Below are 16,015 nucleotides of genomic sequence, written 5' to 3'. Positions count from 1 at the left end.
GACGACTTGTTGACAAACATCGTCAACAACATATAAACATCAAACAAATAGAACAATATGCCATGGATAAAACCCTTATATATCAAGGGTTTTATCCAACTAACACAGACCCCAGCCAACCCCCACATGTTCCCGCATACGGTACATGTGGGACCGGTAAGTGCTTATGCGGAATGTTATAACAAACAATTTCTTTCCAAAATCAAATAAACTCCTGCTATTCCCTATCGAGAGCCGGAGTAAGAGCAGATAAACCATCCCACTTCTCTTCCCGATCTTTATCCCAATCCGAGCGTTACTCAGGCTTAATTTCCTGGTCGCTCGGCTTTTTTATCCCCTTGAAGAGTCCCCGCGGCTCCTGAAAACCCTCCATATTCCAACGTTCTACCCAGGCTTACCCCACCCCAAAGCCTTTCCCATTCACTCCCTCTCTTTATGTCAGTCCTTTTCGGATCACTTCTCTAAAAAATTACTACATTATTCAATGAAAAGTATAGAAATATAAAGAATTTACATTCTTCCACTTTGCATAAAAGCCACAATCTGTTAGAATATGATGTAATACCGATAGATTTAGTGAGGATTAAAAGGGAGGACCTTTCCATGGAGAAATTAACGCTTGATTCCATAGATGAAATGACACATCTGGATCAACTTGAGGCTGAAGCGATCTATATTATACGAGAAGTAGCGGCGGAGTGTGAAAAGCCCGTGATGTTGTATTCGATCGGTAAGGACAGCTCCGTGATGCTGCATTTGGCGTTGAAGGCTTTTTATCCTGAGAAACCGCCATTTCCTTTCATGCACATAGATACAACGTGGAAATTTAAAGAAATGATCGAATTCCGCGATCGCAAAGCGAAAGAATTTGGGATCGAAATGATTGTTCACTCGAACCAGGAAGGTATTGAGCAAGGGATTAATCCGTTTGACCATGGTGCAGCGTACACCGATATTATGAAAACCCAAGCGTTAAAGCAGGGATTGGACAAATACGGATTTACGGCTGCGTTTGGCGGCGGAAGACGGGACGAGGAGAAGTCGCGTGCGAAAGAGCGGATTTTTTCATTCCGGAATAAAAATCATGCTTGGGATCCGAAAAACCAACGGCCGGAAATGTGGAAGCTTTTCAACACAAGAATCAATAAAGGCGAAAGCATGCGCGTCTTCCCTATATCCAATTGGACGGAAAAAGATATATGGCAATACATTCGAAGAGAAAACATTGATATTGTGCCTCTCTATTTTGCGAAGGAAAGACCCGTCCTCGAACGCGATGGGCATCTCATCATGGTGGATGATGACCGGCTGAAGCTCGAACCCCATGAGAAGATTGAGATGAAGAAGATGCGGTTCCGCACACTAGGCTGCTATCCGCTTACCGGCGGTGCCGAGTCGGAGGCAGATACGCTGGATGCCATTATCGAAGAAACGCTTGGTGCGGTTTCATCCGAACGGACAACTCGGGTAATTGACCAGGAAGCGGCCGGAAGTATGGAAAGACGGAAACGGGAGGGCTATTTCTAAGATGAAGAGTCTGCTTAAATTTATTACATGCGGAAGTGTAGACGACGGTAAATCCACCTTAATCGGACATATGCTTTATGATGCAAAGCTGTTGTTCGCTGACCAGGAAAAAGCATTGGAGCTGGACAGCAGACTTGGCAGCCGCGGCGGAAAAATTGACTACTCGTTGCTTCTTGACGGCTTGCTGGCCGAGCGTGAGCAAGGGATCACGATTGATGTGGCGTACCGGTATTTTACGACGGATCACCGCTCTTTTATCGTAGCGGACACGCCGGGACATGAAGAATATACACGTAACATGGCGGTGGGCGCATCCTTTGCAGACCTTGCGGTCATTCTTGTGGACGCTAAGAAGGGTGTCATTACCCAAACCAAGCGACATACCCGGATTTGCGCACTTATGGGAATTAAACATCTTGTTTTAGCTGTGAACAAAATGGATTTAGTGGGCTTCGATCAAAAAATATTTGATGAGATCAAGGAAGCTTTTTCCCTTACGACCGCTGAATTTAACTTTCAAAGCATACAGGTGATTCCCGTTTCTGCTACAGAAGGGGATAATATTACGAAAAAATCAGACAATACGCCTTGGTATAAGGGCCTTCCGTTGTTGTCGTATTTAGAAAATGTGGATGTTCATCAAACCGACAATACGAAACAATTCATGATGCCCATTCAGCGTGTATGCCGGCCTGACCATACGTTCCGCGGCTTCCAAGGCCAGATTGAGGCTGGAAGTATCGCGGTCGGCGATGAGCTGACGACGCTGCCTAGCCATGAAAAAGCAAAAGTGAAACGTATCTTAGTGACGGACCAAGATCGGGATATAGCTTATGCAGGACAACCTGTAACGATACAATTGGACCGAGAAGTCGACGTTTCGCGGGGCTGCGTATTTACGAAAGACGATCAAATCCACGAGGCGGACAGCTTCAGTGCAACGATTCTTTGGATGGATGATTCCGTACTGACACCGGGTAAAAATTATTTGGTCAAAGTAGGAACGAAAATCCTGCCGGGTACTGTGACGGCCATTACTCATAAAATCGATATTAATACCGGAAAAACGGTTTCAGCAGATCATGTGGTTAAAAATGAGTTGGCGAAATGTGAATTTTCTTTATCGGATGACATTGTTTTCGATTCCTTTGAACAAAATAAAAGCATTGGCGGATTTATTCTGATTGATCGCGTAACCAATATGACATCCGCTTGCGGGGTCATTGACCAGGCACTCCAAAGCTCCGATAAATTGGTACGGCTGGATGCAGAAGTCACCAGAGATGTACGTGCCCAGCTAAAAGGACAGAATCCATTCACCCTTTGGTTCACCGGTTCATCTTCGGATAAATCCAGCATTGCCAAAGAGGTCGAAAAGCGTTTGGTATCGTCAGGCTACCATACCATGCTGCTCACGAATGGCCAAGGAGAATCGCCGCGGCGATTGATGGAACTGGCCAAATGGATGAACGATGCAGGACTTATTGCATTGGTAGCGAATGATTCCCCGTACGATAATGACCGGGAAATCGCGCAAGACATCATTGGGAAAGAATACATTGAGGTTTATGTAAACGGACCTGCAGGCAACGGACCCGGGAACTCGGAAATTGAAATCGACACAAGCAAGTTTACAATCGAAGAAGCTGCAGATTATGTAGTGAAGCGAATTATCAAATATTTAATCAATGAGAGTAGTCATGGACAATTCCTTAATTTCTAATGCGAACATAACCCGTGTTTGGTAGCCCAGTCGAGCAAGAAGTGAAAGTCTCCCGGACACATGCTTAAACCAATCGACGCAACGAAATTGTCAAATAGTATCCCTACATCAGCGTAAAAAGTGATGTAGGGATATTTTCTTATTTCCGCGACATGGGCTCCGCCAAAAAATGAGAGGCATACGTCCGAAATCATTACAATGAAATAGGAATCGATATAGTGTAAAATTGTTTATTAATAAAATGGTATTCCAATCATAAGAAAGGCGGACACTTTATTGAAATCTCAACAAGGTATAAACATGTTGGACCGGGTAAGAACCATCTGCGGCTCATGGCCGGAGGTAGAAGAGCTGGTCGATGGCTTCGGTCATAATGTCTTCAAAGTAAAGGGAAAATCCTTCGTCATCATGGGAGAAAATGAAGGCCCTCCGGGACTATCCTTCAAGTCGGATAAAGAACATCAATATTTGCTACTCCAAAAGGGCGGCTATGTCAAAACGCCGTATATCGGACATCACGGATGGGTTTCGCTTGATGCAGCGGCAGCTGCCGATTGGGACGAGATGGCTAGTCTGATCAAGGAAGCGTATCTGCGGGCCGCGCCGAAAAGGCTTGTGAAGCAGATACTTGAAAGTGGAGGTAAGAGAACAGACTAGCGTTGGTACGGAAGTGCAGGGCAGTCTTTTGGTATGTCATACAACTTGGCGTAAATAAGCCGCACATGGCATAATGGGTTTTATCCGACTTCAGTGGAGGAAACCAACGGAAAACAGCGAAGGAGCCCCCGAAATGCAAAGCAAAGCATATCCCAACCGCGTGCCGCTTCCAACGCAACTAGACGGCGTCCAAGCATGGCTCGTGCCAGACACAGGCAACCCATATCTTCTCGTGGAGCTGGACAAGCCTGCACGGACGTTGAATTCATCCCCTTGGGGCGGCGGCCTAGGCTACCACAAATACTTACTTAACAGGCAGGTGGACCTGACGTACAACTGCAACGACCCCATCGCGGAGATGGAGGCGTTCCTCCAGGCGCAGCGGCTGGAGCCGCGGGAGACGGCCTGCCTGATGACGGCTGCGCAGGTTGCGGAAGCGGCGGTGGAGAGCGCGGCCTACGGCGAAGCGCGGGTGACCGGCATCGTGACGGTCGGCCTCAGCAACAAGGCACGGGCGGGGCTGGCGCTGCCGAGCCCGCAGTTGTATCCGGGCACGATCAACACGATCGTGCTGGTGCGCGGCATCATGACGGATGCAGCCATGGTGAACGCCGTGATGACAGCGACGGAGGCGAAAGCGGCGGCGCTGCAGGCGTTGGACGAGCGGGTCGAGGGGAAGCTTCACGCAACAGGGACGACGTCGGATGCCGTGCTGGTCGCGGCACTAGGCAGCGGACCACTTCACCGCTATGCCGGAACGGTCACGGAGGTCGGCTATCTCATCGGCAGAACGGTCTACGAATCCACCATGACTGCAGGGCGGCGTTACCAAGCCTATCGGAAAGCAAAGCAGGGATAAAGGAACCCCCGTTCCTCTATCCCTGCTTTTTTTCGCCGCTACGTATTCTACTTGGTGATTTCCGAAGAGGCGGTGGCGGCCCCAACGAGCGTAAGGCTATCGTCAAATAGAGGGTGGGCGAACACTTGATAGGAAATATTGCCGTTGGAGAGAGGAAACGTGATGACGCGGTTCATAGGAATTTTGGCTTCAAGCACATCCTGTTTTAATTGCTGCAGGGCCTGGGTGCCGGGGTTGTCATGAATTTCTCTATCGGTTTTGCCGATGACCTCGTAAGTCTGAAAATCGCAATGCGGGTTAAAAATCCAAGTATATCGCAAATCTACATCGCATTGAGCGAGAATGAAAGGCGCTTGGTTCAAAGCATAGTAAAAGGGATTGGTTCCTTGTTCAAAAATGGAATAGTGAAAGCCGAGGGCTCTGGCGATTTCTTTCGAAACCTCGAGGCTCGGGTTACGCTCCCCTGTCTCAATCTGAGCATAATAGGATCGGTCGATGAAGGCACGTTCGGCCACTTGCTTTTGGGTCAACTGCTTGTTTTCTCTTATTTGTATTAACCAAACCCGTCTTAGCATACTTCTGTGTTATGCTCCTCTGCTGAGTCATTATTCTTCTACTATAAAGAAAATTCTAGAAAAAGAAAAAGCCATAAACCCCTAGTGGCTCGTTAGCCACCATTAAATATTGGTAAAGTTAAGGTAAATATTTCCATAAAAAGGGCAAGAATCCATCTTTGTTATGTACTTAGGATGCTTGTAAGGCCTGTTACAGGAAAATGAAGTAATCCGACAGCCACTTCTTGCTACGTACGAGGGCGGTCTGGCTGTAGATTCCGACCACTAGTGCTTATTACCCAATTCATAGGCAATAGAATCTCTTTGGAATGATTCCTTCCGCTCTCGCAAAGGTGAGGGCTTTTTTGCACATTCCGCACATTCGTGAAATACCGAACAATTTCCTCAGATATTGTAATGTTTTCCTTCCGATCCCTCCTGATAATAGAAACTAGAGAGGAGGATCCATGACATGAAAGCAACGATTCCTGCGGTAATAGAAGTGACCCAATACGGCGCGAGGCCGGACTCTGGGGAGGATGCGACATTGGCTGTCTTCCGTGCGCTGCAGCAGTGCAGGGAGATGGAGGCGGCGGTGCTCCGGTTTGCTCCGGGCCGATATGATTTTTGGCCGGAGCTGGCTTATGAGAAGGAGGTGGTGATCTCAAATCATGACAATGACGGGAGGAGGAAAATAGCTTTTCCCCTGATCGGCATGAAGCAGCTCTCCATTGAGGCGCCTCAGGCGGAGTTCGTCTTCCACGGCCTCATCATTCCCTTCCTGCTGGATAACTCCAGCAATATTCGGCTGAGCGGCTTCTCTATCGACTGGGAGGTGCCGATGATGGCACAGGGCTCCATTACCGAAGTGTTCGAAGAAGGGTTCGAGATTCGTGTAGACGAGGGCTATGCGTACGAGCTCACAGATGGAAAGCTGTCGTTCCAAGGCGAAGGCTGGAGCCGGGAAGTATGGGGGCTGATCGAATACGACCCGGCCACACAGGCGACGGCTTATGGCAGCGCGGACCAATGGAGCTGGGGGCATTACAAGGAGCTTCAAGTGACGGAGCCTGAGCCCGGGGTTTTGCGGTTCAGCGGCAATCGCACAAGGAGAAAGCCGATCCTGGGCAACAAGCTGATCTTCCGATTCGGGCGGAGGGATCATCCGGCTATTGTCGTCTCCGGCTGTACGGATACCGTCATCGAGGAGGTTACGGTCCGTCATGCCCTAGGGATGGGAGTCATTGCGCAGAACAGCAGAGATACCCGTCTGAACCGGTTCCACGTAACCGGAAGGGAAGACACGGAGCGGGTCTTTACGACGATGGCGGATGCGACGCATTTTGTTTATTGCACGGGCCTCATCGAGCTGAAGGATTGCCTGCTGGAGCATCAGATGGACGATCCCTGCAACGTGCACGGGATTTATGGCCGAATCGCCCGCCGTGTTACTCCCGATACGCTGCTCGTACAGCTGATGAACCGTCAGCAAAAAGGGGTGAACATCGCGTCACCTGGGGAGAGGATGGGCTTCGTGAGCGGTCAATCGCTGCTGACCTACGGAGCTGCCGAGCTTACGTCCGTTCATCCAATCAACATGGATTATATGCTCTTGACGTTCAAGGATGAGCTTTCTGAAACGCTGCAGCCTGGCGATGCGGTGGAAAATATAAGCCGGACGGCCAAGGTAGTGATTCAAGGGTGCACGGTTCGCCGGAACCGGGCACGGGGCTTTCTAATTACGGCCGCCGGGGAGGTGCTGTTAGAAGGCAACACGATCAGCAGTCCGGGGGCAGGGGTGAAAATTTCGGGAGACGCGAACTTCTGGTTCGAATCCGGAGGAACGCAGAGCATCGTGATCAGGGGCAACACCTTCCTCGATTGCAACTATGCTTACCCGAGCTGGGGAAAGGCCGTCATCGACATTGACCCTGAAATTCAAGATCCGGAGTCCGCAGGCGGCTATTATCACGGACGGATTCGTATCGAGGATAATGTCTTCCGAACCTATGACAAACCTTTGGTAAAGGGCCATTCGGTAGCGCAGCTTGCTTTTACCGGCAATCGAATCGAGCGATCCGCCACTTATCCTCCTCATGGCGGGGCGGAACATGCGCTTGAGCTGAAGGCATGCGGAACGGTGGAGCTTGAAGGGAATACCACCACAGAAAATCAAACTGCATCGCTTCTTATCGGAGGTCGGCCGATCTCATGGAAAGTAGAGGAACGACTGGTTATTGAAGCAAACCATAACTAGGAAAGGTTGGGGTGTGATGTACAGCTTGATGGTTCGAATACGAAGACAAACGGCGTTATGGCTGACGATGCTGCTGGTCGTCGGGATGCTGCCGCTGCAAGGTCTGTGGCTTCCTGAAGCGACGGTTCAAGCTGCGGAGGCGGAGGAAACGATCATCCTCGACAATGGGGATACGGGCTACTCGGAGTCCCCGGCCTGGGGAGCCAGCAGCGTGAAGGGCTACAATGGCACGACCACTAGAGTGACCGGGGGCGTCGGGCATACGGCGTCATGGAAGCCGTCGCTTCAGAAGGGAACGTACCGGGTATCCTTCTACAAGGTCGTGCGTCCTACGCCTAGCACCGGGGATCCTCAGATGAAGGTGGAGGTATTGCACGGCAGTGCAGTGCACACGGCTTCGATCAACGCAACGGAGGGTACATCCGGCTGGGTGGAGCTCGGGACGTTCGCTTTCGAAGGCAGCGGCAATGAGCTGGTGAGGCTGACCCGCACTACAACGCTTAGCGGAACGTTTACGCATGCGGATGCAGTCCGATTCGAGCGGGTGCAGGATGCTCCGACAGCGGCTTTGTCAGGATTAACGGTGCAGGGAGCTGCACTCAGCCCGGCTTTTGATCCGGCAGTATTCCAATATGAGGCGCAAGTATCCGCTTCTGTGCAAGCGGTAACATTGACGGCTGCGGCGTCGGAAACGTCGGCGGTCATTCAAGTGAACGGGCAGACGGCGGCGAGCGGCGTTCCCTTCGGTCCCGTGCCGCTTACCGGAGCGGAAACGAACGTAACGATCGCCGTAACCGGCAGTAACGGCATTTCGCAGTCCTACGTCGTCAAAGTCCTTCGCCAGGCAACGACGGCCTTTGTGATTGATTTTGGCGACTATGGCTACACCGAGAGCGGCAGCTGGACCGGGTCGACGACGGTGAAGGGCTACAATCAGTCCTCCACCCGATACACGACGACGCAGAACTCCTCCGTCCTGTATCGCCCGAATATTGAAGCGGGCACAGCGGCCATCTCTCTTTACAAGCCGGATTGGCCGGATAAGGCGGATCCGAATATCCGGGTGGACATCGTGCATAACGGCCGTACGGATACGGTATATGTGGATTTCACCAAGCCCGGTGCCGGTTGGCTGGAGCTGGGCACGTATGATTTTGCCGGAGATCCGATCCATGAGTATGTTCAAGTGACACGGACGGCGGCGAGCGGGTCGACCATTTATACCCGTGTGGATGCCGTCAAGTTCGAGGGGGACATCGTCCGCAAGGATCCTCCGCCGGGCGCTTTGAGAACCCGCCAGCTGAACAACCTGACCTATACGGAGAAGGCGGCCATCGAGAATGCCGATTACCGGGTCGTTTTCTATGAAGCGGCTTGGGACGGGGGCAAAACGATCGTGAAGGATCTGTTCCTCCGAAAGAACGGAGCTTGGGTTCCGGTTCACGGGCAGGCGGAGCGTCTGGAGGAGCAATGGGTTGTGCTTAGCGGAGCTTCGGGCAGCCGCTTGAACTATTACGAAACGATGAACACCGCGTGGGTGCTCCCCGGGCACATCCGGCAGGTGGATGCCCAAACGGTGGAGCTGACCGATACGGAGCATGCGGATCAGTTTGACTTTAAAGTGAATTGGTCACTGGCGTCCCAAACGCCGCAAATTTCCTTGGAGTTCGTGCCGAAGACCACCGGCGATTATGTCGTGGGCTATCAGTCTTTCACGGAGGAGAAGCTCGAGACGGTTACCGAGGTGCTGAGCGGGGGACGCAACCGGGCTAAAGCGGTGGGCACTGTCGAATCGACCGGTCTCTGGGAGCTGACGGCTCCGATGGGCTTGGTGGAGAAGCCGGGCACGGATGGACCACTCACGTACGGCGTGTACATTCCTGCTTCCGAGCTGCCGCTCCGCTTCGAGCCGGCAGGTACAGGGGCCAATCAGCCGGTCGGGATCAGTCTCGTAAACAACGAGAATACGGTGCAGCCGATTCTGTATGCCCCGCAGCTCGGCAATTATTCGAAGCTGACGGCCGGTCAGCCATACAGGTTCAAGCTCGGCCTTTATGCGGGCGAAGGTACGATCTATGAAGCTTACACCAGCCTTCTGCGGGAGGAATACGGCTACAGCGCCTATCGCCAGAACGTCAAAGGCCAATCGCTGACGGATGCGATGTTCAATATGATCGACCTGCTCAAAATCGATCCGGCCGGAGACGATACGGTCAATTATGTGCCGAGTGCCAGCGGCTGGTGGAGCCGGGCCAAGGGCTTCATCGACATCGAGAACGATCAGGCGATCCGAACCGCGGCGAGCAGTACGCTGATGGGTGCCTATTATGTGACGAACGATGGAGAGCTCTATGATAAAAGGGCGCTGCCGATGCTGGAGCATGGGGTCTCCCGCAATGAGCGCGGCTGGTCGCCCAAGCAGAAGCCGGTTTACGGAGATCCTTCCCTGTGGAAAATGACGTCCGTCGCCTTCGACGTGACGACGCTGTCGACCTTTTATCAGATGACGAAAGGGTACAACGCCGGACTGTACCGTATGGGGCAGGACGATTTCAAGGTGCGCAATGAGGGGCAATATGCCCGGGGTCCGGTCATTCAGCCGCTGATGATGTACCGGATGACGAAGGATGCGTCTTACCTTGAGCAGGCGAAGGCGGCCGCGGATAAATACATCGCGGAGGAGATTGACACTCCGACGACGAGGAACGGCGACCGGAACAGCTTTTTCTACCAGTACGGCAAGCTGTGGGTGGAGATTCTGGAGCTGTATGAGGAGACGAAGGATCCGAAATACCTTGCCGCCGCCCATAAGGAAGCGCAGAGATATGTCAGTATTTTTACCGTAAGGCCGGTGCCGGAAGGAACGATCCCGATCCCCGATCCGTCTCCGTTCCGTTATTATTTGGCCAACAACTGGGAGGATCAAGGGAAGTACCAGTATCCTCGGGCGAAGCTGCCGGAGGATGAGCCGGGGGCTGCGATGCAGGCGGAAGCCTGGATGGTGTCGCCGAACGGATTGACGTATGAGGCAGGCAATACGAATTCGGCCTACCGCATGAATGCGCAGGAAGCACCGTTCCTGCTGAGGCTGGCGGAGTATACAGGGGATACGCTGATGGCCGATATTGCGCACAACGCCGTCGTCGGCCGTTATTCGAACTATCCCGGCTATTATTACAGAGGCTTCATCACAAGCCAGCTTGATCCGGATTTCCCGATCCTCGGTCCGACGGAGGGAACGTCGATCTATTACCATCACGCCCCGGCACAGCTCGGGCAGACGATCGACTATCTCATCACGGAGCAGATGGCTCGCTCGAACGGGCAAATCTCGTTCCCGTCGGTTTTTGAAACGGACTTCCTGTGGTTTAAGTATCATGTGTTCGGGGCGAAGCCAGGCACCTTCTACGGCCATCCGAATGCATGGCTCTGGATGCCGAAAGGCATTCTGAAGTCCAGCAATCCGCAAATCAACTGGATTACGGCGGAAAGCGGCGATAAGCTGTTTATCTCCTTAGCTAACGAAGCCAAGTCGGAGGAGCAGGTCAAGCTGACGCTGAACGCAACGTTGATCGGATTCGATCCGGCGAAGTCGTATCCGGTCACGATCATCCGGGACGGCGGGAATCCGGAAACATCGGTGCTTACGGGCGGGGAGCTGAACGTTACCGTAACGGCGAGAGGTCTCACGGCCGTCATCGTCGGCGGAATGAACATCCAGGTGCCTCTGCATCAGGCGGCACCGGAGCAGGACACGTCGGACGCGAGCTACTTCTTCGATACGCACAGCCCGATTGACGCCATGAAGGGAATGCTGCTCGTGAAGCCGGATAAATCCTCTTATCAGGCTTATGTTCAGGCCAAGACGACGGACCCGGCGACGCTGCATTATTCGCTGGACGGCGGACGAACGTATCAGTCCAGTCCGGATGCCGTCTATCCGATGGAATGGTCCATACGGGTGGATGAGCTAAGCACGACCTTTACGTATTATGTGGAATCGAACGGCAAGCGCACTAGTGCGCGTACGTTGTATTTACCTTATGCAGTTACAAGTGTGCCGGAACAGCCTGCATATGAAGAGCAGCCGGGCGTAGTCCGTGTAGATAATGTCGAAGCGGAGCTCAGCGGCACTTGGATGCGGAATACGGCCGCAAACGGCTATTATTATGACAATTATTTGGTGGCGAATACCGTACCGGGAGCACCTGCTGCCAAGGTGGCATGGGTACCTGAGCTGCAGCTGGCAGGCAAGTACCGCGTGTATGTCAATGTACCGGTCGGGCGGACGGAGTGGTCTCCTGACGCCAAGTATACGGTGTACGACGCGGCCGGGACCAAGACGTACACGGTGGATCAATCGGCCTCTACAGGCCGATGGCAGCTGCTCGGGACGCACGAGTTCGCAGCAGGCACGAGCGGACGCGTGGAGCTGGCCAATACCGGCAGCAAGCCACAAGTGGCTGCCGATGCGATCATGCTGATTCACGAATCGGTAGCCGATGAGTGGAGCAGCATCACCATCGAGGCCGATAAGCAAGCGTTAGGCAGGTTCGAGTCAACCCAGCTGAAGGTGCGAGGCACCTTAACAACGGGAGTGGACGGCGATCTGTCGCAGGCGACGGTGACGTACCATACGTATCATCCGGAGCTGGTTCGCATCGATGCGGCCGGAAGGCTGACGCTGGAGACGTACAACCCGGACGTGCCGGAGCTGGACGTATGGGCTGAGGTCGTTACGGCGGACGGACAGAAGCATGTGACGGAGCCGATCCGCCTTGCGCTGAAGGAGCTGGAGATCATTGTGGACTCCTCGCAGCCGGGCTATCTGGAGACCGGCAGGTGGTCCGCCAGCGGTTTGACCGGCTACAATAAAGCCGTCAAAAGCCGCTACACTGAAGAACAAGGCGCTACAGCCACATGGACGCCGGTGCTGCATGCCGGAGAATATGAGGTCTCCTTCTACAAAATCGTTCACACCTCAGGGAACGATGCTTCCGTCCAGGTGGAGGTGCGGTATGGGGACCGGACGGAAACCCGCACGGTCAATGCTACCGAGGCACCTTCGGGCTGGGTCAGCCTCGGGCAGTTCAAGTTCACCGGCAGCGGAGCGGAATACGTGAAGCTGACGCGCACGGCACCGACGCTGCCGCCGGAAGTGCTCGACCGGATCTATACGCGGGCGGATGCCGTGAAGTTCCGCTGGGTTCCGGTGGAAGCGAAGCTGGTGCAGCCGAGCGACCCTGCGAGCGCATCCGTCACCGAGCCGCTGGTGCTGCAGTTTACAGCGCCGATGGCTCCCGAAACCTTCACCGCCACCGCGGTGAGGGTAACGGAAGCGGTGTATGGCACCGTGGTACCGACGACGCTGCAATGGGACGACGCCACTCGCCGCTTGACGCTTACACCGGCAGCACCGCTGGCCTACGCTACGAAGTATGCGGTTCTTTTATCGGACGAAGTCCGATCGAAGCTCGGAACGATGCTGGATACGCACAGCCGTTCTTTTGAGCTTCACACCGTCAAGGATGAGGCTCCGCCGGTTATTACGTTGACCGCTCCTGAGCGGATCTCACCGGCGCAGGCCTTTACGGCGAACATTACGTTCGCCGATACGGTCAGCGGTGTGGTCTACAGCAGCGTCCAGCTGGACGGCAGGCCGCTCCCGGCGCCTTACCGAGCTGAGGCGTTCTCCCTTGCTTCCGGCAGCCACGAGCTGCTGGTTCGGGCGGTCGACGGGGCGGGCAATGAAGCCGTGCAGCGTCATGAGTTTGCTGTGCAGCTGCAGGCCCAGGGCATCGGGGAAGCGCTGAGCTACGCCTACGCCCAGGGCTGGATTGAAGGCCAGGGCTTGCTGCGAAGCCTCTTGGCGAAGCAGGACCGGGTACAGCCGCTGATGAACGAGCTTCGCGCCCAGCGGGGCAAAGGAGTCCAGGCGGCCTTTGCGGATCGGATGCTGCTTGATTTAGGCTTGATAGGGGCAGCGGAATGATCCATATGTTGCGCTACGGGCTGCCATATACAGAGGAGCGGGTCCGAACGACGGGACGCCTCCAGGTGCTGTACCTGGGGGGCTCCGTCACGGTTGGCGCCAGCTCCTCCGATCATGAACGGTTCAGCTGGCGGGCGCTTACGTCCGCCAGGCTGTCGACGCGCTATCCGGAAGCGGAGTGCGTCTTCACTAACGGCGGAATTAGCGGGACCAACTCGACCTATGGCGTATACCGCTTGGAGCCGCTGTTGCTGCCGAAGCCGCCGGATCTGGTTTTCATCGAATTCGCCGTGAACGATGCAGGTAATCGCGATGAGACCGTAAGAGCTGTCGAGGGAATGATGCGTAAGCTGAGGCTGTCCGAGCCGGAGACGGGCATTGTCCTGGTGTATGGTGCTACAAGGCAGGGTATGGAGCTGTACCGGCAGGGAGAGGTGCCGCCCAACATACGGCATATGGAGGAAGTGGCGGAACACTATGGTCTGCCTTCCGTTAATCTGTGCCTGGATATCGCCCGGTGTATAGATGGCGGCACGCTGGCGTGGGACGATTTTGCCGGGGATACGGTTCATCCGTACGATGGAGGCCACCTGATCTATGCGAATCGTGTGGCGGAGCTGCTGGAAGCATCCTTGTTGCAAGGGGTGTGTCGGACCGTTGTCGAGCCCTATGACTCCTTTCATTACGGAGGAGCCGCGTACGCGGGCATAGGGGAGGCTGATCCCGTAGGCAGCTGCCGACATATCGTAGAAGAGGCTACGGGGGTCAACCGGAATTACAAGGAACCTGTAGAGATTCTGCATATGCAGGGGCTGGATGCGGGACTTCGGCTTCCGTTCCGAGGTACAGCCGTCGGGTTGTTATACTTGGCGAACCAGCATACGGGAGCGGTGCGCTACTCAATTGACGGCAGCCCGTGGAAGCTGCAGGAGCTTCACGACGGGTACCGAGACGGGTTTTCGCGCATCAGGGCTCGCATGCTGGAGGATGAGCTGGAGCCGGGGGACCATGTTCTGGAGCTGCGGCTCACGGCAGGGGAGGGAGCGGAGCCGGAGTCCCCACTGGAATTAAGAATCGTGCAATTTTTAGTCAACCGTTGAATCGGTGTGGCAAAGGCCTGAGGAGCTCGAGCTCCTCAGGCCTTTTATCTGTATTTCCTTCATCTAATGCAAGATGATCATGGCGATCCCAGTCTTTAGCTGCAGGAAATGCAGGTAACCGCCCTTCGGGAGAGGGCTTGTGCGTACGAGAGCCGTCCAAGGAAGCCTGCGGTAGCCGATAGTTGCGCGGGCCGCGGGATCCCCTCGCGCAAGGCTGAGCGGCAGCGGGCGGACCCGCTCATTCTCCCCGCCCAAGGCGGCCCGGCAACTCCACGATATAGTGAAACATTTCGCCAGATTCTGAACTTTTTTCACCCGGCGGCCGTGGTTTAATAAAGGTACGACAAGAGACCTACCCCAGCAGCAGATAAGAAAGGATGTGACAACGATGGAAATAACGGCCTCCTCCAAGGCTGCGAAGCAAGCCGCAGCCGTTCCCAAGCGCAAATCATTGTTCACCTACATGAGGCAGAATAAATGGCTGTATTTGTTTTTGATCCCGGGATTCACGTATCTCCTGGTCTTCAAATATATCCCCATGTTCGGCATTGTTATTGCCTTCAAGGATTTCAGCCTCGTGCGTGGCATCTGGGGCAGCGAGTGGATCGGCTTCGAGAACTTCGAGTATTTGTTCCAATCGGCTGAGTTCTACAAGGTGCTGCGGAACTCACTTGTGCTCAGCATGTATCAAATTTTATTCGGCTTTCCGGCACCCATCCTTTTGGCGGTGATGCTCAATGAGGTCCGGCACATGCTGTTCAAGCGAGTGTCCCAGACGATTCTGTACCTGCCGCATTTTATTTCATGGGTTGTACTTGCGGGTATGATTATGAACTTCCTGTCCCCCTCCACCGGAGCGGTGAACCACGTAATCAAGGAATTCGGGGGCGAGCCGATCAATTTCCTGCTCAAGCCGGAGTTTTTCCGAAGCATTATCGTTACCGCAGAGGTGTGGAAGGGCGTCGGCTGGGGCACGATCATCTACCTGGCGGCCATGACCAGCATCGATCCTACGCTATACGAATCGGCCAAAATGGACGGCGCCAACCGCTTCCAGCAAATTCGGCACATTACCCTTCCCGGCATCACGGGTACGATTATCGTGCTGTTCATTCTGCAGCTGGGCAATATTCTCGACAACGGCTTCGAGCAAATCTTCCTCCTCTACAGTCCGATGACGTACGATGTGGCGGATGTGTTCGAAACGTATACGTACCGAATCGGCTTAATTGACGGCCGGATGTCGTTCGCTGCTGCGGTAGGGCTGTTCAAAGCGGCTGTCGGCTTCGTGCTGATCGTAGGGGCAAACCGCCTCTCCCGCCTGTTCGGCAAACAAATCTGGTAGG

At 54.1% G+C, this 16,015-nt stretch carries 10 protein-coding genes; 8 read left to right on the top strand and 2 right to left on the bottom strand.

Translation table 11 applies throughout. The features are described 5' to 3' along the window. Positions 1-603 precede the first annotated feature (603 nt). The 4 genes from cysD (at position 604) to RAC89_RS08450 (ending at position 4,766) form a co-directional block, all read left to right on the top strand. Positions 604-1,527, top strand: a complete 924-nt coding sequence (gene cysD, locus RAC89_RS08465) for a sulfate adenylyltransferase subunit CysD (RefSeq protein WP_306612996.1) — start codon at positions 604-606, stop codon at positions 1,525-1,527. A gap of 1 nt (position 1,528) precedes the next feature. After that, positions 1,529-3,250 carry a GTP-binding protein gene (locus tag RAC89_RS08460; protein WP_306612995.1) on the top strand — a complete coding sequence of 574 codons (1,722 nt, stop codon included), beginning with the start codon at positions 1,529-1,531 and terminating at the stop codon, positions 3,248-3,250. Between the two features lie 300 nt (positions 3,251-3,550). After that, a complete protein-coding gene (locus RAC89_RS08455) occupies positions 3,551-3,907 on the top strand; it encodes an MmcQ/YjbR family DNA-binding protein (protein WP_306612994.1) in 357 nt (118 codons plus the stop codon). 73 nt (positions 3,908-3,980) lie between these two features. After that, positions 3,981-4,766, top strand: a complete 786-nt coding sequence (locus RAC89_RS08450) for an adenosylcobinamide amidohydrolase (RefSeq protein WP_306612993.1) — start codon at positions 3,981-3,983, stop codon at positions 4,764-4,766. Positions 4,767-4,813: 47 nt separating this feature from the next. Here RAC89_RS08450 and RAC89_RS08445 read toward each other — a convergent pair whose 3' ends face one another. Continuing rightward, on the bottom strand, positions 4,814-5,341 hold the full coding sequence (locus tag RAC89_RS08445; protein WP_306612992.1) for a helix-turn-helix domain-containing protein: 528 nt from the start codon (positions 5,339-5,341) through the stop codon (positions 4,814-4,816). A 451-nt stretch (positions 5,342-5,792) separates the two neighbouring features. Between RAC89_RS08445 and RAC89_RS08440 the strand changes: the two genes are divergently transcribed. The 3 genes from RAC89_RS08440 to RAC89_RS08430 are packed head-to-tail and all read left to right on the top strand — an operon-like array spanning position 5,793 to position 14,669. Then, positions 5,793-7,577, top strand: coding sequence for a right-handed parallel beta-helix repeat-containing protein (locus RAC89_RS08440; RefSeq protein WP_306612990.1), 1,785 nt, complete (start codon positions 5,793-5,795; stop codon positions 7,575-7,577). Between the two features lie 28 nt (positions 7,578-7,605). Continuing rightward, the gene (locus RAC89_RS08435) at positions 7,606-13,569 is read left to right on the top strand and encodes a golvesin C-terminal-like domain-containing protein (protein WP_306612988.1); all 5,964 of its coding nucleotides are present in this window, start codon (positions 7,606-7,608) and stop codon (positions 13,567-13,569) included. Further along, a complete protein-coding gene (locus tag RAC89_RS08430) occupies positions 13,566-14,669 on the top strand; it encodes an SGNH/GDSL hydrolase family protein (RefSeq protein ID WP_306612986.1) in 1,104 nt (367 codons plus the stop codon). Before RAC89_RS08435 ends, RAC89_RS08430 begins: the two co-directional genes overlap by 4 nt. A gap of 63 nt (positions 14,670-14,732) precedes the next feature. Here RAC89_RS08430 and RAC89_RS08425 read toward each other — a convergent pair whose 3' ends face one another. Then, positions 14,733-14,924 carry a hypothetical protein gene (locus RAC89_RS08425; RefSeq protein WP_306612984.1) on the bottom strand — a complete coding sequence of 64 codons (192 nt, stop codon included), beginning with the start codon at positions 14,922-14,924 and terminating at the stop codon, positions 14,733-14,735. Between the two features lie 133 nt (positions 14,925-15,057). On the opposite strand from RAC89_RS08425, the gene RAC89_RS08420 reads away from it, so the two are divergent. After that, the gene (locus tag RAC89_RS08420) at positions 15,058-16,014 is read left to right on the top strand and encodes an ABC transporter permease (RefSeq protein WP_306612982.1); all 957 of its coding nucleotides are present in this window, start codon (positions 15,058-15,060) and stop codon (positions 16,012-16,014) included. Position 16,015: the final 1 nt, after the last annotated feature.

This window comes from Paenibacillus sp. GD4 (assembly GCF_030846225.1).
Classification (GTDB): Bacteria; Bacillota; Bacilli; order Paenibacillales; family NBRC-103111; genus Paenibacillus_G; species Paenibacillus_G silviterrae.
This window is presented reverse-complemented; position numbering and strand designations above follow the sequence as displayed.